A 23,843-nucleotide genomic window follows, 5' to 3' on the forward strand; every position below is an offset into this window, starting at 1 on the left:
CTTTGGTTGCGGTTTTGCGACTGCGGCGCTTCAGCGCGGCGCGACTACATCAGCGCGCTGGGAGCGGCTTCTTCACCGTCTTCAACAGCGCGCGTTGCATGAGTTCGTTGCCGGCAACGACCGAACCGGCGGTCAGCATGTCCTGGCCGCCGGCAAAATCGGAGACGAAGCCGCCCGCCTCGCGGATCAGCAACATGCCGGCGGCAATATCCCAGGCCGACAGGCCGATTTCCCAAAAACCGTCCATGCGGCCGGCGGCGACGTAGGCGAGATCGAGCGAGGCGGAGCCGAGGCTGCGCACGCCCGAGACCTCGGCCATGACATTGCGCAACTCGACAAGGAAATTGCCGTGCTGGCCACGCCCGAGATGCGGCACGCCGCAGCCGATCACCGCATCGACCAGCTTGGTGCGGCCGGCGACGCGCAACCGGCGATCGTTCATGAAGGCGCCGCCGCCACGCTCGGCGGTATAGAGCTCGTCCATCGCCGGATTGTAGATGACACCGGCGACGATCTGGCCCTGGCGCTCCAGCGCGATCGAGATAGCGAAGAGCGGAATGCCGTGCAGGAAATTGGTGGTGCCGTCGAGCGGATCGACGATCCAGCGGTGCTGGCCGTCGTCGCCCTCGATCACGCCGCGTTCCTCCATCAGGAAGGCGTAGCCGGGCCGCGCCTTGGACAGTTCGGCAAAGACGATGTCTTCGGCCTTGCGGTCGGCCTGGCTGACATAGTCGCCCGGCCCCTTCATCGAGACCTGCAGGTTCTGCACTTCGCCGAAGTCGCGCGACAGCGAGCGGCCGGCCTTCATTGCGGCCTGGACCATGACATTGAGGATCGCGGAACGCGCCATTGCTCTTCTTCCTGTCGCTGCGCCTATCTGCTTTGACGCGTGATCCTATCCAAAAAGTCTGCCACTTTTCGGGATCACGCCTCAATCGGCGCGGCGCACGTAAGTGATTTCATTGGTGTCGACGATGATGCGCTCGCCCGAGCCGATGAACGGCGGCACCAGCACACGGATGCCGTTTTCGAGTATCGCCGGCTTGTAGGACGAGGCTGCCGTCTGGCCCCTCACCACCGGGTCGGCCTCGGTGATGGTCAGCGTCACCTGGTCGGGCAGCGAAATGCCGATCGGCCTTTCGTCATAGAGCTGGACCGTCACCATCATGCCGTCCTGCAGGAAGGCGGCGCGATCGCCGACGAACTCCTTCTGCAATTCGAGCTGCTCGTAGCTTTCGGTGTCCATGAACACCAGCGCGTCGCCCTGCTCGTAGAGGAAGGAAAAATCCTTCAGATCGAGCCGGATCTGCTCGACCGTCTCGGCCGAACGGAAGCGCTCGTTGAGCTTGGTGCCGTTGATCAGGTTCTTGAGCTCGACCTGGTTGTAGGCGCCGCCCTTGCCGGGCTTGACGGTGTTGGTCCTGACCGCCACCCAAAGGCCGCCATCATGCTCGATGACGTTGCCGGGACGGATTTCGTTGCCATTGATCTTGGCCATGGTGAGGTGATCCGGAAATGAGATGATCGCCGCAAAGGGCAATTTGGCGCCTCCAAGACCACAAATCGCTAGCAGAGGCAAGGAGCGCCTTCCGATGAAGCGGGAACGAAGCTCGCCCGGCAGCGCGGCGCGGCAGCCTCAGTCCGTCCTGACGATGGCGGTTACGGCCGCGCTCATGGCGTCGGCTACCTCTGTTAAAAGATGCAGGTGCGGCGAACGCAAGACGACAATTCGCAGCGACAGCTCGAGGCCGGGAGCGTCGACCAGGGCAATGCCCTCCGGCAGCTTTTCCTGCAGCAGCCGCTTGGGCAGCAGGCCAAGGCCTTGGCCTCGACGAACCCAGTCGATCTGCAGCGCGCTGTCCTGAATCTCGGCGCCGACCATCAACCTGTGGCCGCCCTCGGCAAGGGCAGCCGCCAGCCGCCGGCGCGCGTCGCAAGGTTCAGGACTGAGAACCCAGGGCATGGTCTTGACGTCGGCTTGCCGGCCGGTGTTTTCGGCGGCGATGATGGCGAGGGGCTCGGTTCCGACAACGCCGTCGCCAGTTTTGGAATTGCCGCCGTCCAGGATGAAGGCGAGGTCGAGCTGTCCGCGCTTGTGCTGGTCGGCCAGCTCAAGGCTCCAACCGCTCTTCAGACGCAGCGAAACCTTCGGAAACCGCGCCACGGCATCAGCAATGGCGGCGGCCACGGCTTTGTCGCAAAGTCCATGGGCGAGGCCGAGCCGCAGCAGACCCTCCGGCTCGTTGCCCCTGGCGAATGATCGCAGCGCGTCGACGGCGGCGAGAATGTCCTTGCCGCGTGCCAGCACCTCTACGCCGGCCGGGGTCAGTCGCGACGGCTTTAGCCGGCGGTCGAGCAATTCCGTGCCGAGCATCTCCTCCAGCCGCTGGATCTGGCGGGTGACGGCCGGCTGCGTCAACGGCAGGCGTCGAGCCACCTTCTGAATCGAACCCTCCTCGGCAAAGAGGGCCAGTGTTTTCAGTTCTTCGAGCACGAGACACCTGAACATGTCAGAGAGGCATAATTATGCTGAACATTATGAATTTGAAATCCGATGGATGGCAAGCGATTTTCCTCCGGCAGGACCAGCAGAGAAGGAACACGATGAAAGCGATCGAATTGCAGAGCCCGGGCGGCCTCGAGAATCTCAGAATGGTCGAGCGGCCGATGCCTGAACCAGGGCGCCAAGAGATGATTGTGAAGGTGAAGGCGACGGCGCTGAACTACCGCGATGCCGAGATCGTCCGCGGCAGCTATCACACGAAGTTTGCATTGCCGCTGGTGCCGCTGTCGGACGGCGTCGGCGAAGTCGTAGCCGTCGGCGCCGAGGTCAGCAGGTTCCAGATCGGCGACCGGGTCTGCGGCACGTTCTGGCAGCGCTGGGTCGGCGGCAGTTTCGCGATGGCCGAGCCCTCCTATCAACGTGGCGGCCCGATCGACGGGCTGCTCAGCGAATTTGCTCGGCTCGATGAACAGGCGGCGGTGCTGGCGCCGGCCAATCTGAGCGACTTCGAGGCGGCGACGCTGCCCTGCGCCGGCGTGACGGCATGGCACGCGCTGTTTACAGAGGGCAGCGTCAAGCCCGGCGATACCGTACTTTGTCTCGGCACCGGCGGCGTTTCCTTGTTTGCGATGCAATTCGCCGCCGCTGCCGGGGCGCGCGTCATCGTGACGTCGAGCAGCGACGAGAAACTTGCACGGGCAAAGCAACTGGGCGCGCATGATGGCGTGAACTATCGCAGCGTCCCCGACTGGGCATCGGCCGTGTTGGGATTGACGGATGGGCGCGGCGCCGACCATATCATCGAGGTTGGCGGACCGCAGAGTTTTACACAATCGCTGAGGGCAGCGGCGCGCGGCGCCCAGATCAACGTCATCGGCTATCTCGGCGGCAGTGACGGCGCCATCAACCCGCTCGACATCTTCCGCCGGCAGGTCAGGGCGCGAGGCATACCGGTGGGCTCACGCGAATCCTTCGAGGCGATGAACCGCGCCATTGTCGTCAACCGATTGAGACCGGTGATCGACCGGGTCGTACCGTGGACCCAGGCCGCCGAAGCCTTTCGGTACCTTGAACACGGCTCGCCCTTCGGCAAGGTCGTGCTCGATCATACGCAATGAGCCTCGCGCTTGCGAGTCCGGGTGCAATGAGTCGCGAGATCACAGTCAGGGCAGGCGATTGGCCCGTTGCAGCGCCTGCTGCGTCTGCTCGTCGGTCAGGCCCTGCAGGAAATCGTCCATCTCTTGGTCGATGAGCCCAGCGCGGCGGGCGACAACATACCAGGCGCCGGCGAGGATCAGATCCGGATCGGTGCCGATGCCGTTCATGTAGAGCTTGGCGAGACGGTTCTGGGCGGCGACGTTGCCGCCTTCTGCGGCCTGCTTCATCCAGTTAAAGCCCGATTTCAGGTCGCGGGCGCCGCCGCGCCCCTCGATCATCCAGGTGGCGAGATCGATCTGCGCCGTGTCGTAGTTCTGCCGCGCAGCCTGTGCCAGCAGGCCGCGGGCGCGGACATCGTCGCGCGCCTTGCCGCCGGCGCCATTGGCGTAGACCTGTGCCATCGCATATTGTGCGTCGGCAAGCCCGGTCGCGGCGGCGCGCTCGTAATAGGATACGGCTTTGGCAATACCGGCATCGCCGGGCTCCTGTTCGACCATCAGCTGGGCAAAATTAAACTGCGCCAGGCGGTTGCCGGCTTCGGCGGCGGCCTGCATCAGCGCATAGGCCTCCTTCTCGTCCTTTTTGACGTAGCGGCCATCGAGCAGCATCAGCGCATACTGGAATTGCGATTCCGGGATGCCCTGCTCGGCGGCAAGCGCATACCACTTCGCCGCCCCTGCCGCGTCGACCGGCACGCCGAGGCCGCGCGACAATATCTCGGCCACCAGCGTCTGTGCCGCCGGATCGCCGTTTTGAGCACGGGAAATCGCAAGGTTGTAGGCCGTCTTGTAGAGGCCGCGCTGAAAGGCGCCGTAGGCGGCGTCGGACGGTTTTGCGCCGAAGCGGTCGGGGTTGATGGTATCGGCCGACGGCAAAGGGGCCGTGGTGGCGGGCTGCGGCAATGGTGGGAGAAACGGCTTGTCGGCAGGCTCGCTGGAATCCGGCCTCGGCTGCGGCAGCGGAACGGGTTCCGCCGCTATCGCCTGGGTTACGGCCGTTGCGAGAAAAGCGCTGAAAAGGATCGTCCGAGAGAGCACGTCAGTCCTCGAAGCGCGGTGCGGTTTCGTCGAGCAGCGCGTTGGCGGTGGCAACCGCCGTCTTCGGATCGACGTCGCCGGCGAAAACCGCGCTGGAAAGCGCCACGAATTCGGCACCGGTGGCGGCGACAGCTTCCACCGAGGCAAGATCGGATCCGGCCATGACGATGCAAGGGATCTGGATCACGTCCGCCCACCATTGCCCGAGCGACAGGTTGCGGGGATGCGGCTCCGGCTTGTTGTCGTAGCCGAAGCGACCGAAGAAAATATAATCGGGCCTGACCTCGCCAAGTTCCAGCGCGTCGTCGCGGGTCTTGGCGCCGCCGGTGCCGACCATCATCCTGGCCTGGAAGTGTTCGATCGTTTCGGCGAGCTCGTCCTTGCCGACCTCGACATGGATGCCGTCGGCCTGGACGCGGCCGGCGATGCGGGTGTCGCCAGCAATGATGACGGCAATGCCGGCCGCTTGCGCCACCGGCACGATCTGCTCGGCAAAGGCCTGGAAGGCGGCCTCGTCCATGCCGTTTTCCGGCAGGATCAGCGAGGCGACGTCACCGCCGTCGAAGGCTGCGGCGATGCGCTCGGCCGGCACGTTCGGCGGCGCGATCAACACGATACGGCAGCGGTTGGGGGGCGTTGCGTCATTCATTGGTGTTCGGTCCCGGTTATCGCCTATGCCGGGCGAAGATGGTTGCATTGCGGCATAGAGCAAAGTGCGGGGATTGAACAGGCGGCAGGGGGATCACGATTGCCGGCTAGATCTATCGGGGCTCGGCGCATGACTACCGTTGGCCGAAATTCTCCTCGCCTGGTCGCTTGCGGGCTCTACGCAGGCACTTTCGATTTCCAAAGCGACCAGCCGAGGTTCATGCCGGCGGCGGCGACCAGGATGGCGGCGGCGCCGGCGATCTGCGCCGGATGCAGCCGGTGGCCGAAGGCGACGACGTCGACGAGGATGGCGACGACTGGATAGATGAAGGACAGCGACCCCTGCAGATGCGTCGGCAGTTTCTGGATGGCGCCGTACATGAGGATGTACATCAGGCCGGTATGGACGATGCCGAGCGTCGCCAGCATGACCCAGCTCCGCGCATCGGCGGGAAGGTGGGTGAGATTGGCGAAAGGTGCCAGCATGAGAACGCCGACGCAGACCTGGATCAGGGCGATCAGGTGCGGCGGCGTGCCTTTGAGCTTCTTGGTGACGATAGCCGCAACGGCCCAGAAGAAAGCCGCGGCCAGCGCCATCGCAATGCCGGTAAAGTAATCCGTACCATGATCGCCTGCATCGGGCGCGGCCTGCACGATCAGCAGCATGCCGGCGAAGGCGATGCCGAGCCAGGTCAGCTTGGTCACCGTCAGCCGTTCGGAGAAGAAGAGCGCGCCAAAACCGACCAGCATGAAGGGTTGCGTATTGTAGACAGCCGTGGCGATCGAGATCGACGCGCGGGAAAACGCGCTGAACAGCAGCAGCCAGTTGATAACGATGGCAGCACCGCCGAGAGCCGCGATCGCGACAATGCGAAGCGACAGCCTGCCGCGCAGCAGTCCCAGCGCCGTGCAGATAACCAGCAGCGTTACCGCACCGAAGGCGCAGCGCCAGAACACCACGTCCATGATGGGTTGGCCGGACAGGACGACGAACCAGCCGATCGTGCCGAGGATCGCCATCGCCGCAGTCATTTCGATCGTGCCGCGTACCGTGTTGTCCATGGATGCTCCCGAAACCCGTTGAGATTCTATAATCCCACGGCAGATATGGGCCTTTCCATGACTTGTAGCTGGTGATATGCAGAACGAACCTAATTTAATTAGGTAAACATCGGCTTTTTCTTGGAATTGTAAAATGCTGGACGAGCTCGATAGAAAGCTCCTCGATATCCTGGTCAGGGATTCACGGACCTCGCTGAAGGAACTGGCGCTGCAGGTCGGGTTGTCGTCGCCAAGCGTTTCGGAGCGGCTTCGGCGGCTTGAGGATCGCGGCGTCATTCGCGCATTCACCATCGACATCGATCCGCAGGCGCTCGGCTACGCCTTGCAGGCGATCGTTCGCATCCGGCCGTTGCCCGGTAAGCTGCACATCGTCCAGAAGCTGATCGAGGAAATCCCGGAATTCGGCGAATGCGACAAGGTGACGGGCGATGACTGCTTCGTCGCCCGGCTGTTCGTCCGCTCGATCGGCGAGCTCGACGGGATTCTCGACCGCATCGCCGACAAGGCCGAAACCAGCACCGCCATCATCAAGGCGCAGCCGATCCGGAGACGCCCGCCGCCGCTCGACATGCCAAACATGTGACGGGCTCCGGTGGCGTGGCCCACGTATTTGCGGTCGCGGTCTGGCCATTTCTGGTCTATTCCAGAGATCACTTTCCCTCCAGCTTCCTTTACCCATGTCAGGCCTGCTCGTCGATCCCTGGTTCTATGCCGCGGCCATTCCGGCCGTCATCCTCGTCGGCCTGTCGAAAGGCGGCTTCGGTGGCGCCGTCGGCTTTGTCGGCGTGCCATTGATGGCGCTGACCATGCCGCCGGTTCAGGCTGCCGCAATTCTTCTGCCAATTCTGTGCCTGATGGACATTGTCTCGGTGTGGACATGGTGGGGTATCTTCGACCGCAAGATGCTGGCCGACATGATGCCGGGTGCCGTGATCGGCATTGCCCTTGGCTGGCTGACGGCGGCACTTGTAACCGAAGAGATGGTCCGGCTGATCGTCGGCGCGGTCGCCCTGATCTTCGTGCTGCGCTGGCTCTATTTGCAACTCCGCCACGGTGCCGGCCACGCGGCGGAGCCCAACCGCGTTGCCGCCGGCTTCTGGGGTACCGTTGCCGGGTTCACCAGCTTCGTCGCCCATGTCGGCGGCCCGCCTTTTCAGGTCTATGCGTTGCCGATCAGGCTGGATCCGAAGGTGCTGTCCGGCACCGCGGCGATCTTCTTCGCCGTCACCAATGCACTGAAGCTCATCCCCTATTTCGCGCTCGGCCAGTTCGACACCACCAATTTGACCGCGTCGGCGGTGCTGATGCCGCTGGCGCCGCTGTCGACAATCGCCGGCGCCTGGCTGGTGCGGCGGATGCGGCCGGAGCTGTTCTATCCCTTCACCTATGCGACCGTGGCGGTCGTCGCGGTCAAGCTTCTGTGGGACGGCATCGCCGGCCTTCTGTAAGACGGCGGCCCCAGGCGGCCGCCGCCGGATTCCTTAAACCTCGGCGGCACTCGGCAGCAGCGGCCGCGTCCTGCCAAGCGCGAGAGCAGCGCCGGTTGCCAGCACGAACGCCATGCAGCCAAGAATGGTGATGTCGTGCAGTGTCGGCTTCAGCACCATGTCCGCGATGATCATCAGCATCACCGAATAGTCGAAGCGCGCGGCATTGAGGACGCGCTGGCCCTGGGCAAGCACCGCCGGCGTCACGCCATCCTTGGCGATCATGCCTGCCATGCGGTCGGCAGTCGGCTTGAAGACGAACATGCCGATGCAGAAGGTCGTCGCATAACCGGCAAGGCCGATCAGCACCCACAAATCGGAAAAGCCGACCCAGAAGCCGCACATGATGAGGCCGAAGAGCAATGTCAGCATCGACATCGGCGCGAAGAACCGGTTACCGAGCTCGCCAGTGGCGCGCATCGCCTGCAACATGCCTTCGACGTTTCCAGCGCGGTCGGCGCGTACCGCAAGCAGCATCAGGGTGAAGCCGCCGCCGACCCAGAGGATCGCCGAGACGATGTGCAGAAATTTAACGGCCGAGTACCAGTCCATTGTTCGCTCCTTGAGAAATTTTCATGATTGCCGGAGCGCAATTTTGCTCCGCCTCGTTGCGAGGAGCGGGCGTTTAGCGCGGCGCCTGTTTCGGAACGATGTCGCGCGGCGAGCGGATCTGTTTCGGTATGTCGGTCACGATCTGGAGGAACCGTGGCGCAAGCGCGTCGCCCCCACTTTCCAGCCGGTGGTGAGAGCGGCGGCTTAGCCGGCCATCTGTGCTGTTACGGCACAGATGCTGGGCGCTTGATCGAAAAATATGCCCTGCGTTAAGGCTTTGTTAAGCTTTACAGGCGTTTACTATGTCCATCCAGTGATCTGGATTCTTACCGAGTGGTTGGAGCCACTTTGTTTGACGCCTCCCTGTTAAACTCCTGAGAGCCGCCTTATCCGCGGCTCTTTTTTTGTTCGCCGGCATGGAGCCCCTTGGGCCAAATGCGGCCGTTAACCGTTTGTTAAACATGTGCTTGCCTTCGCCGGCAGCGAAGCGCATTTTCAAGCTTCAGTCGTTTAGGCTGCCGGATATGGCGGCCAAGAGCCGAATCGGCCGGCTGTCAGGCAAGTGCAGGGGCGCAGCGATGAACGAGCCTTCGAAGGCGAGCGCGAACACCATCAAGCTGGCGGAGCGCCGGGTTTTCTCCCAATCCTTCAAGCCGCTCTATCAGGAAGGCATGGGCTTGGTCGAGCAGGCGGCCGAATATCTCGACGGCAAGGGCCGCGCCGAGGCCAAGAAGCTGTCGAGGCTGGCGGCGACGCTTTATGCGGCCGAGTCGATGCGGCTGACCACCAGGCTGATGCAGGTCGCCTCGTGGCTGCTTTTGCAGCGGGCGGCGAATTCCGGCGAGATGACCCGCGATCAGGTGGCTTCCGAAAAATCCAAGGTGCGTCTCGACACCGCCTCCGCGCATGACGAGGCGCCCGGCTGGGCCGAGCTGCCGACGGATTTCGTCGACCTCGTCAACCGCTCGCTGCGCCTGCAGGCGCTGGTGCGCCGCATGGACGAGGAGATCTATGGCGGCCTCGCCGAGGTGCCTCAGTCGAGCCGTCGCCTCAATCCGGTCTCCGACCAGATCACGTTGCTCAACACGGCTTTCGCCCGCGGCTGAGAGACCGTTTGGAAACTCTACTCCAGCGGCCATCTGGCGGCGTTTTCTCCGCTTACCTGCAGCGCCGCGTCCTTTTGGACGCGCAAAGGACGCTGCAGCACTTTGATTGCGCATGATCCCCTCGGGATCACGCGTGGGCTCACGGACCAAATGTCCGCTGCGCTCCGGTTCTCGAAACCACCACCATATGACTCGCCGGAGCGACCTTTCGAAACGGTCTCAGAGGCTTTGTGGACATCACGAGCCCCGTTTCTGGTTTGTTCACATTTCGCTGGCATCGCTGCCCGCCGAAGGTAGACTTGGCGGATGGGGGAAGCGATTCGCATCATCGGCATCGATCCGGGGCTTAGGCGCACCGGCTGGGGCATCGTCGAAAGCCTTGGCAATTCGCTGCGCTTCGTCGCTTCCGGCACAGTACGGTCCGACGACAAGGCGGCGCTGGCGGTGCGTCTTTGCCAATTGCATGACGGGCTTGCCGAGATCCTGCATGCCACGATGCCGCACGAGGCGGCGGTGGAGCAGACCTTCGTCAACAAGGATGCCGCGGCGACGCTGAAACTCGGCCAGGCACGCGGCATCGCCATGCTGGTGCCGGCGCGCGCCGGCCTTGCCGTTGCCGAATATGCGCCCAACGCCGTCAAGAAGGCGGTGATCGGTGTCGGCCATGGCGACAAGAAGCAGATCCATATGATGGTCAAGGTGCTGATGCCGAAGGCGACTTTCGACACCGACGACGCCGCCGATGCGCTGGCCATCGCCATCTGTCACGCGCATCACAGGCAGAGCATCGCCTACAGGAGGGCGATGCCGGCCGAATAAGTTTGTTTTTGACTTGTTCTCCAGTGAACAATAAGTAATACCAACGAGGTATTACCATGCGCGTTACCACCAAGGGCCAAGTGACCATCCCGAAGGAAATACGGGATCATCTGGGTATCGGCCCGGGCTCGGAGGTGGAGTTCGTCCCCACCGAGGACGGTGCTCGTGTCATTGCGGTCGACGAAAACATGTCGAAGGAGGAAGCCTCGCGCAGATTCAGCCAGATGCTCGGCCGTATGGCTGGTACGCTGGATCTGGGGGGCATGACGGCGGACGAATATGTGGAATGGCTGAGGGGCCCGCGTGAAGACCTCGACATTGATTGACACAAACGTCCTGATCGACGTTTGGGGTCCTGCCGGACGGGAGACGAAATGGTCGGCATCAGCAATTACCGCATGCCGGCGCGACGGCGCACTCGTAATCAATGCAATCGTCTGGTCCGAACTCGCGCCGTTGATCGCGACCGAACAGGCCCTTCGCCAAGCAGTCGACATGCTCAAGATGGATCGCGAATTCCTGCCGTGGGAAGCGGCCTTCCTTGCTGGTGTCACGCACTCCCGCTATCGCCGCGCCGGCGGCCTCCGCGAACGAACGCTGCCGGATTTCTTTATTGGAGCCCATGCGGTTGTCGCTGGGCATCGCCTGCTGACGCGCGATGCCGCGCGCTATCGCAGCTATTTCCCGGACCTCGATATCATCTCTCCGGAAACCCACCCGGCATGATCGGCAAGCTCAAATGATCGGCAAGCTAAAAGGCACGCTGGACGAGATCGACGAGGATTTCTGCATCGTCGATGTGCATGGCGTCGGCTATGTCGCCTATTGCTCGGCGCGCACGCTTGCCGCATTGCCGCCGCCCGGCGAGGCGGTGATATTGTTCATCGAGACCTATGTGCGCGAGGATATGCTGCGGCTCTATGGGTTCCAGTCGGTGCTGGAGCGCGAATGGTTCCGGTTGTTGATGAACAATGTGCAGGGCGTCGGCGCCAAGGTGGCGCTGGCAATCCTGTCGACGCTGGCGCCGGCCGATCTCGCCAATGCGATTGCGTTGCGCGATATCGCCATGGTCAGCCGCGCGCCGGGCGTCGGCAAGAAGGTGGCGGAGCGCATCGTCACCGAATTGAAGAACAAGGCGCCTGCCTATGCGGGCACTGCCTCCGGCACCATCGGCCTGAAGCAGGAGCTCGGCGAGGGCGTCGCCTCGGCGCCGATCACCGACGCCGTCTCGGCGCTGGTCAATCTCGGCTATTCGCGCGACACCGCCGCCAATGCGGTGGCGGCGGCGCTGAAGACGGCAGGCGAGGAGGCGGACGCCTCGAAGCTGATCCGCTTCGGCCTGAAGGAGCTGGCACGGTGAGACGTTGCCCGACAAATAAATTCCGACTAGGAACAAGAGCATGGTCGGATATGCAAGCTTGACCTCCAGGGGGCAGCTTACGATTCCAAAGAAAGTCCGGAACGAGTTGTCGCTCAAGTCAGGCGATACTGTTGCGTGGACGGTCGTGGATGGTCTCCTGATAGGAACGCCGCGCAATCTCGAATTTGCTGACCTCGCTGGATTTCTAGGCGATCCACCTGACGGGCCTGCTGCGCTGGAACAGATCGACGCGGTGGTAAGAGATGCAGTGGGCCGCCATGTTGTTGGCGAGGAGCACGGCGACGAACGAGAGGGTGCCGGGTGACGTTAATCCGTATCGATACAAACTTTTTCTTTCGGGCGGTATGCGCATGAGCCTTTCGCCACGCCTCATTGCTCCCGACAGACGCGGCGAGGACGCCGAGCAGACCTTGCGGCCGCAGACGCTTGGCGACTTCGTCGGCCAGGCGGCGGTGCGGGCCAATCTCAAAGTGTTCATCGAGGCCGCCAAGGGGCGCAGCGAAGCGCTCGACCATGTGCTGTTCGTCGGCCCGCCCGGCCTCGGCAAGACGACGCTGGCGCAAATCATGGCGCGCGAGCTCGGCGTGAATTTCCGCTCGACCTCGGGTCCGGTCATCGCCAAGGCCGGCGATCTCGCGGCGCTGCTCACCAACCTCGAAGACCGCGACGTGCTATTCATCGACGAGATCCACCGGCTCAACCCGGCGGTCGAGGAAATCCTCTATCCGGCGATGGAGGATTTCCAGCTCGACCTGATCATCGGCGAGGGGCCGGCGGCGCGCTCGGTCAAGATCGACCTGGCCCGCTTCACCCTCGTCGCCGCCACCACCCGGCTCGGCCTGTTGACCAACCCGCTGCGCGACCGCTTCGGCATCCCGGTCAGGCTCAATTTCTATTCCGTCGAGGAACTCGAGCAGATCGTGCGGCGCGGCGCCCGCATCCTTGCCATGCCGCTCGGTGACGACGGTGCTTTGGAGATCGCCCGGCGGGCGCGCGGCACGCCGCGCATCGCGGGCCGGCTGTTGCGCCGGGTGCGCGACTTCGCCAGCGTTGCCGGCGACGGCCATGTCGACCGCAGGATCGCCGACGAGGCGCTGACGCGGCTGGAGGTCGACGGGCTCGGCCTCGACGCGCTCGACCGCCGCTATTTGTCGATGATCGCCCGGAATTTCGGCGGCGGGCCAGTCGGCATTGAAACCATCGCCGCTGGGCTTTCCGAGCCGCGCGATGCCATCGAGGACATCATCGAACCCTTTCTGATCCAGCAAGGCTTTATCATGCGCACGCCGCGCGGCCGCGTGCTGGCGGCCAATGCCTGGCGGCATCTCGGCCTCGACGCGCCGAAGGACCTGGCGCAGCAGCAGATCAGCCTGTTCCAAGAAGAGCCGTAAGTTCCGCTGCTTATGGCTTCGGTGCTGGCAGTTCCCGGCCCCGCCCTCCAGGTCTTGATCATCGCCGGTCTATGCGCAAAACAGGTGTTGCTTAAAACAGGGCCCGTCGGGCCAAAAGGACAGCAATGGACGATCACCGTGAATCGGCATTGTCCGCCGGGCTTTCCGGCGCGCTGACGGAATTCGGCCATCGATTGATGGCGCGGGTCTATTATGCAGACACCGATTTTTCCGGCGTCGTCTACCACGCGCGCTATCTCGAATTCTTCGAGCGCGGCCGTTCCGACTATCTGCGGCTGGCGGGCGTCCACCACACCGAGCTTGCCGATGGCAAGCATGGCGAGAAAATAGTCTGGGTAGTGCGGCGCATGGAGATCGACTTCCGCGGCTCGGCCCGTATGGACGACATCCTGACCATCGATACGCGCACCGAAGACATTTCCGGCGCCCGCATCGTCATGGCGCAGCAGTTGAAGCGCGGCAGCGAAGTGCTGGTCGAGGCGCGGGTCGAAGCGGCGATCGTCGGCGACAACGGACGGCCGCGGCGCTTTCCCAAGGACTGGATCGCAGCCTTCATGCCCAGAACGCGCAAATAAGGGTTCAGAGGCGGACGATCCCGGAGCTCTCGGTTAGGGGGCCAGGACCGCCGGCGGCTCGTCGGGGCGCGGCAATGCGCCGCGCTGTACGTCCTAACCCATCCTTAACCATAACGGTCCATGAAGGGATTGGTTAAGATTGGGAGAATCCAAGCGCCTTCCTTTCACCAATATTTGCCCCGAAAAGGCCGCCAATGGTGCATTTGGGGTTATTCCGCAAGCTTCACGCGAACGGACCACAAGGGATGCCCATGGGCCAGCCGCCAGCCACGCCCGGAAAATCTTTAAGGACGTAACATGGAAAACATCGCTCTCGCCGAACCGGGCGCGCATTTATCGATTTGGGCCTTGTTCATGCAGGCCGGTTGGGTGGTCAAGCTGGTCATGATCGGGCTGCTCTGCGCCTCGATCTGGACCTGGGCGATCATCGTCGACAAGCTCGTCGCCTATGCACGCATGCGGCTGGCGCTCAATCGCTTCGAACAGGTGTTCTGGTCGGGACAGTCGCTGGAAGAGCTTTACCGCACGCTCGCCGACCGCAAGACGACCGGAATGAGCGCGATCTTCGTCGCCGCCATGCGCGAATGGAAGAAGAGCTTCGAGAAGGGCGCGAAATCGCCGCTCGGCCTGCAGACCCGCATCGACAAGGCTATGGATCTGGCGCTGACCCGCGAGATGGAAAAGCTCGAAGGGCGGCTCGGCTTTCTCGCCACCACCGGCTCGGCGGCGCCCTTCATCGGCCTGTTCGGCACGGTTATCGGCATCATGACCTCGTTCCAGGCGATCGCCGCCTCGAAGAACACCAGCCTGTCGGTGGTCGCGCCCGGCATCGCCGAGGCGCTGTTGGCGACGGCCATCGGCCTGCTCGCCGCCATCCCTGCCGTCATCGCTTACAACAAGCTGTCGTCCGACGCGAGCAAGATCGCGGTGCGCATGGAGGGGTTCGCGGATGAGTTCTCCGCCATACTCTCGCGCCAAATCGATGAAAAAGTCGCGCAGAAGGCCTGAGGAACGATCATGGGAATGTCCGTAAGCGCAGGTGGCGGAGGACGCGGCGGGCGCGGCCACAGGCGGCGCGGCCGCCATCACGCCTTGATATCGGAGATCAACGTCACGCCGATGGTCGACGTGATGCTGGTGCTGCTGATCATCTTCATGGTCGCGGCGCCGCTGCTGACGGTCGGCGTTCCGGTCGATCTGCCGGACACGCAGGCCAAGGCGATGAACGTCGACACGCAGCCGATCTTCGTCACGATCAATGCCGCTGGCGAGATACATCTCCAGGAAACAGAAATCCCGCTCGATGAGATCGTTGCCAAGCTACAGGCAATAGCGAAGACCGGCTACGACGAACGCATCTTCATTCGCGGCGACAAGACTGCGGATTATGGCTCCGTCATGAAGGTGATGGGCCGGATCCAGGCTGCCGGTTACCACAATTTGGGGCTCGTCAACGTGCAGGAACAGGATCAATAGACGCGAAATGAGGACCGGCCTCACCACATCGGTGATCTTGCATACGGTGGCGCTGGCCTTCGGCCTGTTCACGTTGTCCTCGCCGCCCGCGATGCCCGCGTCTGATGCGGAATCGGTGTCGGTCGAGATCGTGCCGATGGAAGCGACGGCGCAGATCCTGCAAGGCGACAAGAAGGCTGTAATGCACGACAAGCCGGCCCCGCTGCCGACGCAGCGTCCCGACATCGTTCCCGATGCCCAGAAAATCGGCGATAACAGCGTCGACACCGACAAGCCGCCGACACCTGAGCCCAAGCCCCAGCCAGTCGATATGACGGCGGCTCCGCCACCCGCGCCGACGCCAGTCGAAAAGCCCAAGCCTGAGGACGTGCCGAAGCCGAAGGAGCAGCCGAAGCCTATTCCCGCTACGGAGGTAGCGCCGGTGCCGCAGCCGAAGGAGGAGGTCAAGCCCGAACCGGTCAAGCAGACCGAGCCCAAGCCGACGCCGGCCAAGGAGCCGACGCCCACGCCGCCGCAGGACAAGACTGCCGCGATCGATCCGCAGCCCGAGGTCAAGCCGGATGCCGTCGCCGAGGCGATTGCCAAGCAACCGCCAACCGAGGAGGCGCAGCTTCCGGACTCGGCGCCAGCACCCGAGGCTCGGCCGAAGCCGCAGCCGGCCCAGGCCGAAAGCGCCAAGGCGCCCGAGCGCAAGGATGCCGACAAGCCGGTCAAGGAAGCCTCGTCCAGGCCGAAATCTGAAGACAAGCAGTTCAACGCCGACGAGATTTCGGCTCTGCTCGACAAGCGGAAGCCGTCCGGCGGCGGCGCCAAGCGCTCGACCCAGCAAGCATCGCTCGGCGGCGACAAGGATCAGGGCCAGAAGCTTTCGAAATCGGAGCAGGGGGCATTGGAGGCCCAGCTTAGTAATTGCTGGACCCTGCCGGTAGGGCTCGAGGGTTCGGAGAATTTCGTGGCTGTGATCCAGTTCAACCTAGACGCCTCCGGCAAGCTGGATGGCCGGCCTACTGTCGAAAAATCGAGCGGAAACCGCCCGTTTGACGAAAGTGCAGTGCGCGCGGTTCAGAAATGCGACATGGCCGGCCTGCAGGTTCCGGCGGGCAAGCAAGACATCTGGTCCGACGTTCGGGTCACTTTCGACCCCAGGGAGATGCTCGGCCTTTAGGCCCGGCTCCCACAGAATCAGCGAAGAGAAGCGAGAAGACATGAAATCCATCCTCAAGCCGCTCCTGATGATTGTAGCGATGGCGCTGGGCATGACTGCCGCCGCCACCTTGCCGGCGCGGGCGCTCGTTGAGCTCAACGTCAACAAGGGTAATGTCGAGCCGTTGCCGATCGCCATCACCGATTTCCAGGGTGGCGATGCACTCGGCGCCGAGATTTCCGGCATCGTCAGTGCCGACCTGAAACGCTCAGGCCTGTTCGCGCCGATCGACAAAAGCGCTTTCATCGAAAAGATCTCGAACCCGGATGCCACGCCGCGCTTCGAGGACTGGAAGGTGATCAATGCGCAGGCGCTGGTCACCGGCAGTGTCGGCAAGGAGGCTGACGGCCGTGTCCGCGCCCAGTACCGGCTGTGGGACACCTTTGCCGGCCAGCAGATGTCGGGCGAACAGTTCTTCGCCAACGACGCCAATACCAGGCGCGTCGCCCATATCATCGCCGACGCGATCTATGAGCGGCTGACCGGCGAGAAAGGCTATTTCGACACGCGCGTCGTCTTCATCGACGAGTCCGGCGCCAAGAATGCGCGCAAGAAACGGCTTGCCATCATGGACCAGGACGGCGCCAACGTCCGCTATCTCTCGAACGGCAAATCGATCGTGCTGACGCCGCGCTTCTCGCCGAACCGGCAGGAAATCACCTACATGTCCTATGAGAGCGGTCAGCCGCGGGTGTACCTTTTGCAGATCGAGACGGGGCAGCGCGAACTGGTCGGCAATTTCCCCGGCATGACGTTTGCGCCGCGCTTTTCGCCGGACGGCCAGAAGGTAATCATGAGTCTTCTGCGCGATGACGGCAATTCCAACATCTTCGCCATGGATCTGAGAAGCCGCTCGACGACCAGGCTCACCAACTCGACCGCCATCGATACCTCACCGTCCTATTCGCCCGACGGCAGCAAGGTGGTGTTCACCTCGGATCGCGGCGGCCGCGCGCAGATCTATGTGATGGGCGCCGACGGCTCGGGCCAGACCCGCATCTCCTTCGGCGACGGCGTCTATTCGACGCCGGTGTGGTCGCCGCGGGGCGACCTCATCGCCTTCACCAAGCAGACCGGCGGCGAATTCCAGATCGGCGTCATGCGCACCGACGGTTCGGGTGAGCGCATCCTGTCCACCGGCTTTCAGCAGGAAGGGCCGACCTGGGCGCCCAACGGCCGGGTGCTGATGTTCTTCCGCGATTCCAATGGTGGACCAAAACTTGTTTCGGTCGATCTCACCGGCCGCAACGAACAATCTATCCCGACGGCGAACTTCGCCTCGGATCCGGCTTGGTCGCCGTTGCTCGAATAGTCCCGGGCAAGGATCTCACTCGAATGTCCTTTGCTCCAAGTTGCAGGCCGGCAACGGTGGCCGAAAAGCGCCGTTTCCGGCCTGTTTTCCACGTGTTGGTCGCGTTTTGGCCGCATTTCGGCCTACGGTCCGCGCTCATTGTGTAGCCTTGGATGACCCCTCGGGGCGCTCCTGCAACAAAGGCTGCGGACGGCAGCCGAAACCAAATTTTAACCGTGTTTCTTGAGCGCCGGTTAACCCAAACGTGGTTACTGGACGATCAATGAAATCACTCGAATTGCGAAGGAGAGGCGGCATGGGCCGTATCGCAGCACTTACCACAAACCCGGTCATGATCGCGCTGGTCGCGATGCTCGCGATCACCGGTTGCGCCTCGAAGAAGACGCCGAACAGCGCCGCCGATCTCGGCCTCAACGGCGCCGGCGCGGCAACGCCCGGGTCGGCCCAGGACTTTACCGTCAACATCGGCGACCGCATCTTCTTCGATACCGATTCGTCCTCGATCCGCGCCGATGCGCAGACGACGCTGTCGCGCCAGGCGCAGTGGCTGAACCAGTACAAGCAGTATGCCATCGTCATCGAAGGCCATGCCGACGAGCGCGGCACACGCGAATACAATCTGGCGCTCGGCGCCCGCCGTGCTGCCGCCACGCGCGACTTCCTGGTCGCCAAGGGCGTTTCGGCGCAGCGCCTGAAGACCATTTCCTACGGCAAGGAGCGTCCGGTCGCGGTTTGCGACGACATCTCCTGCTGGTCGCAGAACCGCCGCGCCGTCACCACGCTGGGCGGCGCCGGCTCCTGATCGGCATAAATGCAACACTTGGTGCGAAAGGCGGCCAAAGGGCCGCCTTTTTCATATCTGCCCGCTCCAAACAAAATTTGGCCGAAGTCTCACGTCCTGTTAAGAGCCGAGAGCGTCTGGCTAGTCCCAGTTGGCTGGTCTACTTCGAGTGAGAGGCGCGCAACAACGGTTTCACGGCGAGAGGCACATGCATTTCAGATCGGTCTTGAGCGGCACGCTTGCGCTGCTGCTCGTATCAAGTATCGCGGCACTTGCTGACGGGGCAAGCAGCACCGAGCAGTCATCGGTAAGCGGCTTTTCCTTCCATCTGCCGACGATCAAACTGCCCGGCATTTTCGGTGAAAAGAAAAAGCCGGATCAGGTTCAACTCGCGCAACAGGATGGCACCGGCACTCCGGCGCTGGAGGAACAGCTCCGGCAGATGAACGGCAAGATCGAGGAACTCAACTTCCAGGTCCTGCAGATGCAGGAGCAGATCCGCAAGCAGCAGGAAGACAACGAATTCCGCTTCCAGCAGTTGGAAGGCGGTCCGCAAGGCGCGCAGCAGCCGGCCGAGCAGAAGAAGTCCGAGGCGGCGCCCAACAGCGACAACCCCAACGGCGACAGTAACGTGGCGGAGGCGCCGGCAACGCAGGCTCCGGCCGCTGCCGACACGCCGCCAGCCGGCGACAAGAGCGTCGAGGACGTCATCGTCGAATCGCCCAACGGCGATCCCGGCAAGCTGATCCCCGGCGCGCCGCCCAAGACGTTCGGCACCATCACCGTCGACAAAAACGGCAATGTCATCGAAGCCGACGGCAATGCGCAGGCGAACGCGCCGGAGCAGAATACGGCCCCAGCCAACGGCGCCAACGCAGCCGGCAACAAGGCCGGCAAATCCGACGATACGGTGGTCGCGGCACTCCCCTCGACCAACGACCCGGAGGAGCTTTACCGCAACTCTTACCAGTTCATCCTGTCGGGCGACTACAGCACCGCCGAACAGGGCTTCCGCGACCATATCGCTCGGTTTCCCCGGGACGCCAAAGCGGCGGACGCGCATTACTGGCTCGGTGAATCGCTGCTCGGCCAGCAGAAATACCGCGATGCGGCCGAGACTTTCCTCGCAGCCAGCAAGGACTATCCCAAGGCCAAGAAAGCGCCAGACATGCTGCTGAAGCTCGGCGTTTCACTGGTCGGGCTGAAGCAGCGCGACGTGGCCTGTGCCACCTTCAGCGAGATCGGCAAGCGCTACCCCGATATTTCCGGCGCGCTCAAGGAGCGGGTCAAGCAGGAAAGGGCACTCGCGGCGTGCTAGTTTTTCTGTTGCACGTCGTTGCCCCAAAACCGGGCCCACTTTTGGGCGACATGCATGACGCTCGACACCGAGCCTGATCTTTCGGATTTTTCGCGGATCGACTTTTCCAACGGCGCTGTTGTGGCCGTGTCCGGCGGCAGCGACTCGACCGCCCTTCTCCTCCTCCTCAAAGCCCATCTCGACCGTACCGCACCGGCAACGAAATTGCTGGCGGTGACGATCGATCACCAATTGCGGCCGCAAGCGGCAGCGGAAGCGCAAGCCGTGGCCAGGCTGTGCGCGGCGCGCGGCATTGCCCATCGCATCGTCGTCTGGTCGGGGCACAAACCAGCGACCGGCCTGCCCGCCGCCGCGCGCGAAGCCCGATACCGGCTGCTCGCCGAGGCCGCCGAAGCGGCAGGCGTCGGGCTGATCCTGACCGGCCACACCGCCGACGACCAGGCCGAGACCGTGCTGATGCGGCAAGCGCGTGACGAGGTGCCAAGTGAGGAGAGGCCGCGGGGCCTTGCCGGCATGGCGCCGGCAACCCTCTACGACTGGCGGTACTGGATCGTGCGGCCGCTGCTCGGCGTGCGGCGTGCGGCGCTGCGCGAATTCCTCCGGCGCGAACAGGTCGCTTGGGTCGAGGACCCGACCAATGCCGACACTGCTTTCGAGCGCCCGCGCGTCCGCGCAGCACTTGTTGAAGGCGACGATGCGCTTCGCATGGCTGAAACGATGGCGCAGGCCAGAAAGGCGGCGGTCGAGCGTGAGCAGTTAGGACAGCGCGCGGCCATGCTGATCCGCGGCTTGGCCTCGAGGCCAGCCGCCGGCCTCGTCCGCCTCAACCGGGATTTTGCGACGGGCGCCGACAGCCGGGCGGCTATTTATGCGCTGCGCATCCTGCTGGCGGCGACCGGCGGTACCGCCTTCCTTCCCGACCAGGCCCGCAGCGAAGCCCTTTTCGGCCGGCTCCGGGCCGGGCCGCTTTGTGCCACATTGTCGCGGAGCGTGGTCGATGCCCGGCGTACCGGCATCTTTCTGCATCGTGAGTTGCGCGATCTGCCGCCCGCTGTTGCGGTTTCCGACAATGGCCTTTGGGACGGCCGCAGACGGATCACATTGAGCGACAGTTCAGGTGCATTGTTGATCGCGCCGCTGTTGGTTGCCCCGCTCGGGGTGGCTCTTGCCGCAAAGCGGGCAATTGCCGGGCATGGCACGCCGGCAAGCCTTGTGCGTGCCGCCTTGGCCGCCGAACCAGCGCTATGGCGGGATGGCGAATGCCTTGGTCTGCCTGGGCAAGGCCCGGGTTTGCCTGAGGAAAGCCCGATGCCGGCGGCGGTCGCCGCATATCCGGCAGTCGCGCCCTTCGCCCGTTTCCTGCCGTCCTTCGATCTGGCGCCGGCCGATGCCGTCGCCGCGTTGCTTGGCGCGGCGCCGGTTCCAGCCGCGCCATTCGGCGGCCACAGTGCCGGCCTACCACGGGCGAAAGCTTAACCGAGACCTGCTGTTATGCTTGGCAAGGGGAGACGCTCTCCCTATGTTAGGGCCAAGTTTCCTCTCACGACGTGCGTCCGCCCAGCGGGCGCCAACGGGACAATTGATGAATCCAAATTATCGCAACCTCGCGCTCTGGGCGATCATAGCGGTCCTGCTCATCGCTCTCTTCAATCTTTTCCAAACGCCGCAGACGCGTGGAGCCTCGAGCGATGTCCCCTATTCGCAGTTCCTACAGGAGGTCGCGGCGGGACGGATCAAGTCGGTGACCATCGCCGGCGCCCGTATCTCCGGCAACTACACGGACAGCTCCAACGGCTTCCAGACCTATTCGCCTGGGGACCCGTCGCTGGTTTCGCGGTTGCAGGACAAGAACGTCACCATTAATGCGCGTCCTGAATCCGACGGCTCCAATTCGCTGTTTGGCACCCTGATATCCTGGCTGCCGATGATCCTCATCCTCGGCGTCTGGATATTCTTCATGCGCCAGATGCAGTCCGGTTCCGGCCGCGCCATGGGCTTCGGCAAGTCGAAGGCCAAGCTTTTGACCGAAGCGCATGGCCGCGTCACCTTCCAGGACGTCGCCGGCGTCGACGAAGCCAAGGAAGATCTGGAAGAGATCGTCGAGTTCCTGCGCGACCCGCAGAAATTCCAGCGGCTCGGCGGCAAGATCCCGCGCGGCGTGCTGCTCGTCGGTCCTCCCGGAACCGGCAAGACGCTGCTCGCCCGCTCGGTCGCCGGTGAAGCCAACGTGCCGTTCTTCACCATTTCGGGCTCGGACTTCGTCGAGATGTTCGTCGGCGTCGGCGCAAGCCGCGTCCGCGACATGTTCGACCAGGCCAAGAAGAACGCCCCTTGCATCATCTTCATCGACGAAATCGATGCCGTCGGCCGCCATCGCGGTGCCGGCCTCGGCGGCGGCAATGACGAGCGCGAGCAGACGCTGAACCAGCTGCTGGTCGAGATGGATGGCTTCGAATCCAACGAAAGCATCATCCTGATCGCCGCCACCAACCGGCCCGACGTGCTCGATCCGGCGCTGCTCAGGCCGGGCCGCTTCGATCGCCAGGTGGTGGTGCCGAATCCCGACATCGTCGGCCGCGAGAAGATCCTGAAGGTGCATGTGCGCAACGTGCCGCTGGCGCCCAATGTCGACCTCAAGGTGATCGCGCGCGGCACGCCGGGCTTTTCCGGCGCCGACCTGATGAACCTGGTCAACGAGTCCGCCCTGATGGCGGCGCGGCGCAACAAGCGCCTCGTCACCATGGCCGAATTCGAGGACGCCAAGGACAAGATCATGATGGGCGCCGAGCGCCGCTCGTCGGCGATGACGCAGGCTGAGAAGGAGCTGACAGCCTATCACGAGGCCGGCCACGCCATCCTGGCGCTCAATGTGCCGTCGGCCGATCCGCTGCACAAGGCGACCATCATCCCGCGCGGCCGGGCACTCGGCATGGTCATGCAGCTGCCGGAAGGCGACCGCTATTCGATGAGCTACAAATACATGATCTCGCGTCTCGCCATCATGATGGGCGGTCGTGTCGCCGAGGAGTTCAAGTTCGGCAAGGAGAACATCACCTCCGGCGCCTCCTCAGATATCGAGCAGGCGACCAAACTGGCGCGCGCCATGGTGACGCGCTGGGGCTTCTCCGACAAGCTCGGCCATGTCGCCTATGGCGACAACCAGGAGGAGGTGTTCCTCGGCCATTCGGTGGCGCGCACGCAGAATATCTCGGAAGAGACGGCGCAGATCATCGACGCCGAAGTGCGCCGGCTGATCGACGAGGCCTATTCGACGGCAAGGTCCATCCTGACCAAGAAGAAGAAGGAATGGATCGCGCTGGCGCAAGGCCTGCTCGAATACGAGACGCTGTCCGGCGAGGAGATCAAGCAGCTGATCGCCGGCAATAAGCCCGCACGCGACCTCGGCGACGACACGCCGCCGAGCCGCGGCTCGGCCGTGCCGAAGTCCGGCCGCCGCAAGAAAGGCCCCGAGCCCGAAGGCGGCATGGAACCCCAGCCGTCAAGCTAGGCTCCGGCCCAGGAGAGATCGACTTCGAAACGCCGCGGCTCTGACCGCGGCGTTTTCTTTGGGGAATGCGACCCTTCCTGCATCGCTGGAAATTGGTGAAAGTGACGGTGACGGCCAATCTCCCCCCTCGTGGGGGAGATGTCCGGCAGGACAGAGAGGGGCGCGGGGGAACGCGGCCTTCTATCGTCCTCGTTGACGACTTCGAGAAGATCGACAAGGCGCGGCGGTGAAGGAAATTCGCAGTTTTTTGCCGACGGCGCCACATTTTGTTCTTGCTTTGTGCCGGCAGCTATGCTACTAATTTGCGTATGGTGCCAATTGGCGCCAACGACCCGCCCGCCGAGGCGGGTTTTTTGTTTCAGGCTCCTTCGACCAAACGTGGCGCGTGCTGCCGACCATCGATATCGGCGGGACAGCGCCCCCCTTGTAACTTATTCCTTGCCGACTCTGCTATGAAAGCAGGTGCGGTGGCGGACGGGAGACCGACCCCTCTTTGGGCCTTTG

26 protein-coding genes are annotated in these 23,843 nt (G+C 63.4%); 19 read left to right on the forward strand and 7 right to left on the reverse strand.

All coding sequences use genetic code 11. The features are described from left to right. Positions 1-49: 49 nt before the first annotated feature. From NKH43_RS29605 to NKH43_RS29615, 3 genes are all read right to left on the reverse strand, one after another. Entirely contained in the window at positions 50-850 is an 801-nt protein-coding gene (locus NKH43_RS29605) for an inositol monophosphatase family protein (RefSeq protein ID WP_023719626.1), read from the reverse strand. Between the two features lie 81 nt (positions 851-931). Continuing rightward, positions 932-1,498: an elongation factor P gene (efp, locus tag NKH43_RS29610; protein WP_023678016.1), complete on the reverse strand. Its 567-nt coding sequence runs from the start codon at positions 1,496-1,498 to the stop codon at positions 932-934. Positions 1,499-1,636: 138 nt separating this feature from the next. After that, on the reverse strand, positions 1,637-2,494 hold the full coding sequence (locus NKH43_RS29615) for a LysR family transcriptional regulator (protein ID WP_352609220.1): 858 nt from the start codon (positions 2,492-2,494) through the stop codon (positions 1,637-1,639). A gap of 110 nt (positions 2,495-2,604) precedes the next feature. On the opposite strand from NKH43_RS29615, the gene NKH43_RS29620 reads away from it, so the two are divergent. Next, a complete protein-coding gene (locus NKH43_RS29620; RefSeq protein ID WP_352494151.1) occupies positions 2,605-3,621 on the forward strand; it encodes a zinc-dependent alcohol dehydrogenase family protein in 1,017 nt (338 codons plus the stop codon). Positions 3,622-3,666: 45 nt separating this feature from the next. On the opposite strand, the gene NKH43_RS29625 is transcribed toward NKH43_RS29620, so the two are convergent. The 3 genes from NKH43_RS29625 to NKH43_RS29635 form a co-directional block, all read right to left on the reverse strand. After that, on the reverse strand, positions 3,667-4,698 hold the full coding sequence (locus NKH43_RS29625; RefSeq protein ID WP_352861127.1) for a tetratricopeptide repeat protein: 1,032 nt from the start codon (positions 4,696-4,698) through the stop codon (positions 3,667-3,669). Between the two features lies 1 nt (position 4,699). Next, positions 4,700-5,347, reverse strand: a complete 648-nt coding sequence (locus tag NKH43_RS29630; protein WP_023719622.1) for a thiamine phosphate synthase — start codon at positions 5,345-5,347, stop codon at positions 4,700-4,702. Between the two features lie 176 nt (positions 5,348-5,523). After that, complete coding sequence (locus NKH43_RS29635) at positions 5,524-6,408, reverse strand: DMT family transporter (protein WP_023719621.1); 885 nt, start codon at positions 6,406-6,408, stop codon at positions 5,524-5,526. Positions 6,409-6,541: 133 nt separating this feature from the next. On the opposite strand from NKH43_RS29635, the gene NKH43_RS29640 reads away from it, so the two are divergent. Both NKH43_RS29640 and NKH43_RS29645 read left to right on the forward strand, forming a co-directional pair. Further along, complete coding sequence (locus tag NKH43_RS29640; protein ID WP_023719620.1) at positions 6,542-6,991, forward strand: Lrp/AsnC family transcriptional regulator; 450 nt, start codon at positions 6,542-6,544, stop codon at positions 6,989-6,991. Between the two features lie 94 nt (positions 6,992-7,085). Then, positions 7,086-7,856, forward strand: coding sequence for a sulfite exporter TauE/SafE family protein (locus NKH43_RS29645; RefSeq protein WP_352450835.1), 771 nt, complete (start codon positions 7,086-7,088; stop codon positions 7,854-7,856). 33 nt (positions 7,857-7,889) lie between these two features. Here the strand turns inward: NKH43_RS29645 and NKH43_RS29650 are convergent, their stop codons facing one another. Then, the gene (locus NKH43_RS29650; protein WP_352861129.1) at positions 7,890-8,447 is read right to left on the reverse strand and encodes a DUF2269 family protein; all 558 of its coding nucleotides are present in this window, start codon (positions 8,445-8,447) and stop codon (positions 7,890-7,892) included. A gap of 578 nt (positions 8,448-9,025) precedes the next feature. Here NKH43_RS29650 and rcdA point away from each other — a divergent pair. The 16 genes from rcdA to ftsH all read left to right on the forward strand — a co-directional run bounded on the left by rcdA (position 9,026) and on the right by ftsH (position 23,339). Beyond that, entirely contained in the window at positions 9,026-9,553 is a 528-nt protein-coding gene (gene rcdA / locus NKH43_RS29655) for a protease adaptor protein RcdA (RefSeq protein ID WP_023719617.1), read from the forward strand. 306 nt (positions 9,554-9,859) lie between these two features. After that, entirely contained in the window at positions 9,860-10,372 is a 513-nt protein-coding gene (gene ruvC, locus NKH43_RS29660) for a crossover junction endodeoxyribonuclease RuvC (protein ID WP_352861131.1), read from the forward strand. Positions 10,373-10,428: 56 nt separating this feature from the next. Continuing rightward, positions 10,429-10,698 (forward strand): AbrB/MazE/SpoVT family DNA-binding domain-containing protein, encoded by a 270-nt coding sequence (locus NKH43_RS29665; RefSeq protein ID WP_023719615.1) that lies wholly within the window; start codon positions 10,429-10,431, stop codon positions 10,696-10,698. Continuing rightward, positions 10,676-11,098, forward strand: coding sequence for a type II toxin-antitoxin system VapC family toxin (locus NKH43_RS29670; protein WP_023719614.1), 423 nt, complete (start codon positions 10,676-10,678; stop codon positions 11,096-11,098). The genes NKH43_RS29665 and NKH43_RS29670 overlap by 23 nt, the downstream gene beginning before the upstream one ends. A 13-nt stretch (positions 11,099-11,111) precedes the next feature. Further along, on the forward strand, positions 11,112-11,732 hold the full coding sequence (gene ruvA / locus NKH43_RS29675; RefSeq protein WP_352861133.1) for a Holliday junction branch migration protein RuvA: 621 nt from the start codon (positions 11,112-11,114) through the stop codon (positions 11,730-11,732). A gap of 40 nt (positions 11,733-11,772) precedes the next feature. Further along, complete coding sequence (locus NKH43_RS29680; protein ID WP_023678000.1) at positions 11,773-12,057, forward strand: AbrB/MazE/SpoVT family DNA-binding domain-containing protein; 285 nt, start codon at positions 11,773-11,775, stop codon at positions 12,055-12,057. A gap of 46 nt (positions 12,058-12,103) precedes the next feature. Beyond that, positions 12,104-13,144, forward strand: coding sequence for a Holliday junction branch migration DNA helicase RuvB (gene ruvB, locus NKH43_RS29685; RefSeq protein ID WP_352861135.1), 1,041 nt, complete (start codon positions 12,104-12,106; stop codon positions 13,142-13,144). Positions 13,145-13,269: 125 nt separating this feature from the next. Then, positions 13,270-13,740: a tol-pal system-associated acyl-CoA thioesterase gene (gene ybgC, locus NKH43_RS29690; protein ID WP_352861137.1), complete on the forward strand. Its 471-nt coding sequence runs from the start codon at positions 13,270-13,272 to the stop codon at positions 13,738-13,740. A gap of 297 nt (positions 13,741-14,037) precedes the next feature. Continuing rightward, positions 14,038-14,748 carry a protein TolQ gene (tolQ, locus tag NKH43_RS29695; protein WP_254816465.1) on the forward strand — a complete coding sequence of 237 codons (711 nt, stop codon included), beginning with the start codon at positions 14,038-14,040 and terminating at the stop codon, positions 14,746-14,748. Between the two features lie 9 nt (positions 14,749-14,757). After that, entirely contained in the window at positions 14,758-15,216 is a 459-nt protein-coding gene (gene tolR / locus NKH43_RS29700) for a protein TolR (protein WP_352861139.1), read from the forward strand. Between the two features lie 7 nt (positions 15,217-15,223). Further along, entirely contained in the window at positions 15,224-16,381 is a 1,158-nt protein-coding gene (gene tolA, locus NKH43_RS29705) for a cell envelope integrity protein TolA (protein ID WP_352861141.1), read from the forward strand. A 67-nt stretch (positions 16,382-16,448) separates the two neighbouring features. Continuing rightward, a complete protein-coding gene (tolB, locus tag NKH43_RS29710) occupies positions 16,449-17,732 on the forward strand; it encodes a Tol-Pal system beta propeller repeat protein TolB (protein ID WP_502895839.1) in 1,284 nt (427 codons plus the stop codon). Positions 17,733-18,027: 295 nt separating this feature from the next. Continuing rightward, on the forward strand, positions 18,028-18,534 hold the full coding sequence (gene pal, locus NKH43_RS29715) for a peptidoglycan-associated lipoprotein Pal (protein ID WP_023677992.1): 507 nt from the start codon (positions 18,028-18,030) through the stop codon (positions 18,532-18,534). A 187-nt stretch (positions 18,535-18,721) separates the two neighbouring features. Next, positions 18,722-19,831: a tol-pal system protein YbgF gene (gene ybgF, locus NKH43_RS29720; RefSeq protein ID WP_352861143.1), complete on the forward strand. Its 1,110-nt coding sequence runs from the start codon at positions 18,722-18,724 to the stop codon at positions 19,829-19,831. 54 nt (positions 19,832-19,885) lie between these two features. Next, the gene (tilS, locus tag NKH43_RS29725; RefSeq protein ID WP_352588259.1) at positions 19,886-21,307 is read left to right on the forward strand and encodes a tRNA lysidine(34) synthetase TilS; all 1,422 of its coding nucleotides are present in this window, start codon (positions 19,886-19,888) and stop codon (positions 21,305-21,307) included. Positions 21,308-21,413: 106 nt separating this feature from the next. Then, positions 21,414-23,339 carry an ATP-dependent zinc metalloprotease FtsH gene (ftsH, locus tag NKH43_RS29730; protein WP_023677989.1) on the forward strand — a complete coding sequence of 642 codons (1,926 nt, stop codon included), beginning with the start codon at positions 21,414-21,416 and terminating at the stop codon, positions 23,337-23,339. Positions 23,340-23,843: the final 504 nt, after the last annotated feature.

Source organism: Mesorhizobium sp. M1163, assembly GCF_040318415.1.
GTDB lineage: Bacteria > Pseudomonadota > Alphaproteobacteria > Rhizobiales > Rhizobiaceae > Mesorhizobium.

Bases quoted from the DNA above. Each gene is read 5' to 3' on its own strand.
- NKH43_RS29605 (WP_023719626.1), bottom strand. From the start codon at position 850: ATGGCGCGTTCCGCGATCCTCAATGTCATGGTCCAGGCCGCAATGAAG.
- efp (WP_023678016.1), bottom strand. From the start codon at position 1,498: ATGGCCAAGATCAATGGCAACGAAATCCGTCCCGGCAACGTCATCGAG.
- NKH43_RS29620 (WP_352494151.1), top strand. From the start codon at position 2,605: ATGAAAGCGATCGAATTGCAGAGCCCGGGCGGCCTCGAGAATCTCAGA.
- NKH43_RS29630 (WP_023719622.1), bottom strand. From the start codon at position 5,347: ATGAATGACGCAACGCCCCCCAACCGCTGCCGTATCGTGTTGATCGCG.
- NKH43_RS29635 (WP_023719621.1), bottom strand. From the start codon at position 6,408: ATGGACAACACGGTACGCGGCACGATCGAAATGACTGCGGCGATGGCG.
- NKH43_RS29640 (WP_023719620.1), top strand. From the start codon at position 6,542: ATGCTGGACGAGCTCGATAGAAAGCTCCTCGATATCCTGGTCAGGGAT.
- NKH43_RS29645 (WP_352450835.1), top strand. From the start codon at position 7,086: ATGTCAGGCCTGCTCGTCGATCCCTGGTTCTATGCCGCGGCCATTCCG.
- NKH43_RS29650 (WP_352861129.1), bottom strand. From the start codon at position 8,447: ATGGACTGGTACTCGGCCGTTAAATTTCTGCACATCGTCTCGGCGATC.
- rcdA (WP_023719617.1), top strand. From the start codon at position 9,026: ATGAACGAGCCTTCGAAGGCGAGCGCGAACACCATCAAGCTGGCGGAG.
- ruvC (WP_352861131.1), top strand. From the start codon at position 9,860: ATGGGGGAAGCGATTCGCATCATCGGCATCGATCCGGGGCTTAGGCGC.
- NKH43_RS29665 (WP_023719615.1), top strand. From the start codon at position 10,429: ATGCGCGTTACCACCAAGGGCCAAGTGACCATCCCGAAGGAAATACGG.
- ruvA (WP_352861133.1), top strand. From the start codon at position 11,112: ATGATCGGCAAGCTAAAAGGCACGCTGGACGAGATCGACGAGGATTTC.
- NKH43_RS29680 (WP_023678000.1), top strand. From the start codon at position 11,773: ATGGTCGGATATGCAAGCTTGACCTCCAGGGGGCAGCTTACGATTCCA.
- ruvB (WP_352861135.1), top strand. From the start codon at position 12,104: ATGAGCCTTTCGCCACGCCTCATTGCTCCCGACAGACGCGGCGAGGAC.
- ybgC (WP_352861137.1), top strand. From the start codon at position 13,270: ATGGACGATCACCGTGAATCGGCATTGTCCGCCGGGCTTTCCGGCGCG.
- tolQ (WP_254816465.1), top strand. From the start codon at position 14,038: ATGGAAAACATCGCTCTCGCCGAACCGGGCGCGCATTTATCGATTTGG.
- tolR (WP_352861139.1), top strand. From the start codon at position 14,758: ATGGGAATGTCCGTAAGCGCAGGTGGCGGAGGACGCGGCGGGCGCGGC.
- tolA (WP_352861141.1), top strand. From the start codon at position 15,224: ATGAGGACCGGCCTCACCACATCGGTGATCTTGCATACGGTGGCGCTG.
- tolB (WP_502895839.1), top strand. From the start codon at position 16,449: ATGATTGTAGCGATGGCGCTGGGCATGACTGCCGCCGCCACCTTGCCG.
- pal (WP_023677992.1), top strand. From the start codon at position 18,028: ATGGGCCGTATCGCAGCACTTACCACAAACCCGGTCATGATCGCGCTG.
- ybgF (WP_352861143.1), top strand. From the start codon at position 18,722: ATGCATTTCAGATCGGTCTTGAGCGGCACGCTTGCGCTGCTGCTCGTA.
- tilS (WP_352588259.1), top strand. From the start codon at position 19,886: ATGACGCTCGACACCGAGCCTGATCTTTCGGATTTTTCGCGGATCGAC.
- ftsH (WP_023677989.1), top strand. From the start codon at position 21,414: ATGAATCCAAATTATCGCAACCTCGCGCTCTGGGCGATCATAGCGGTC.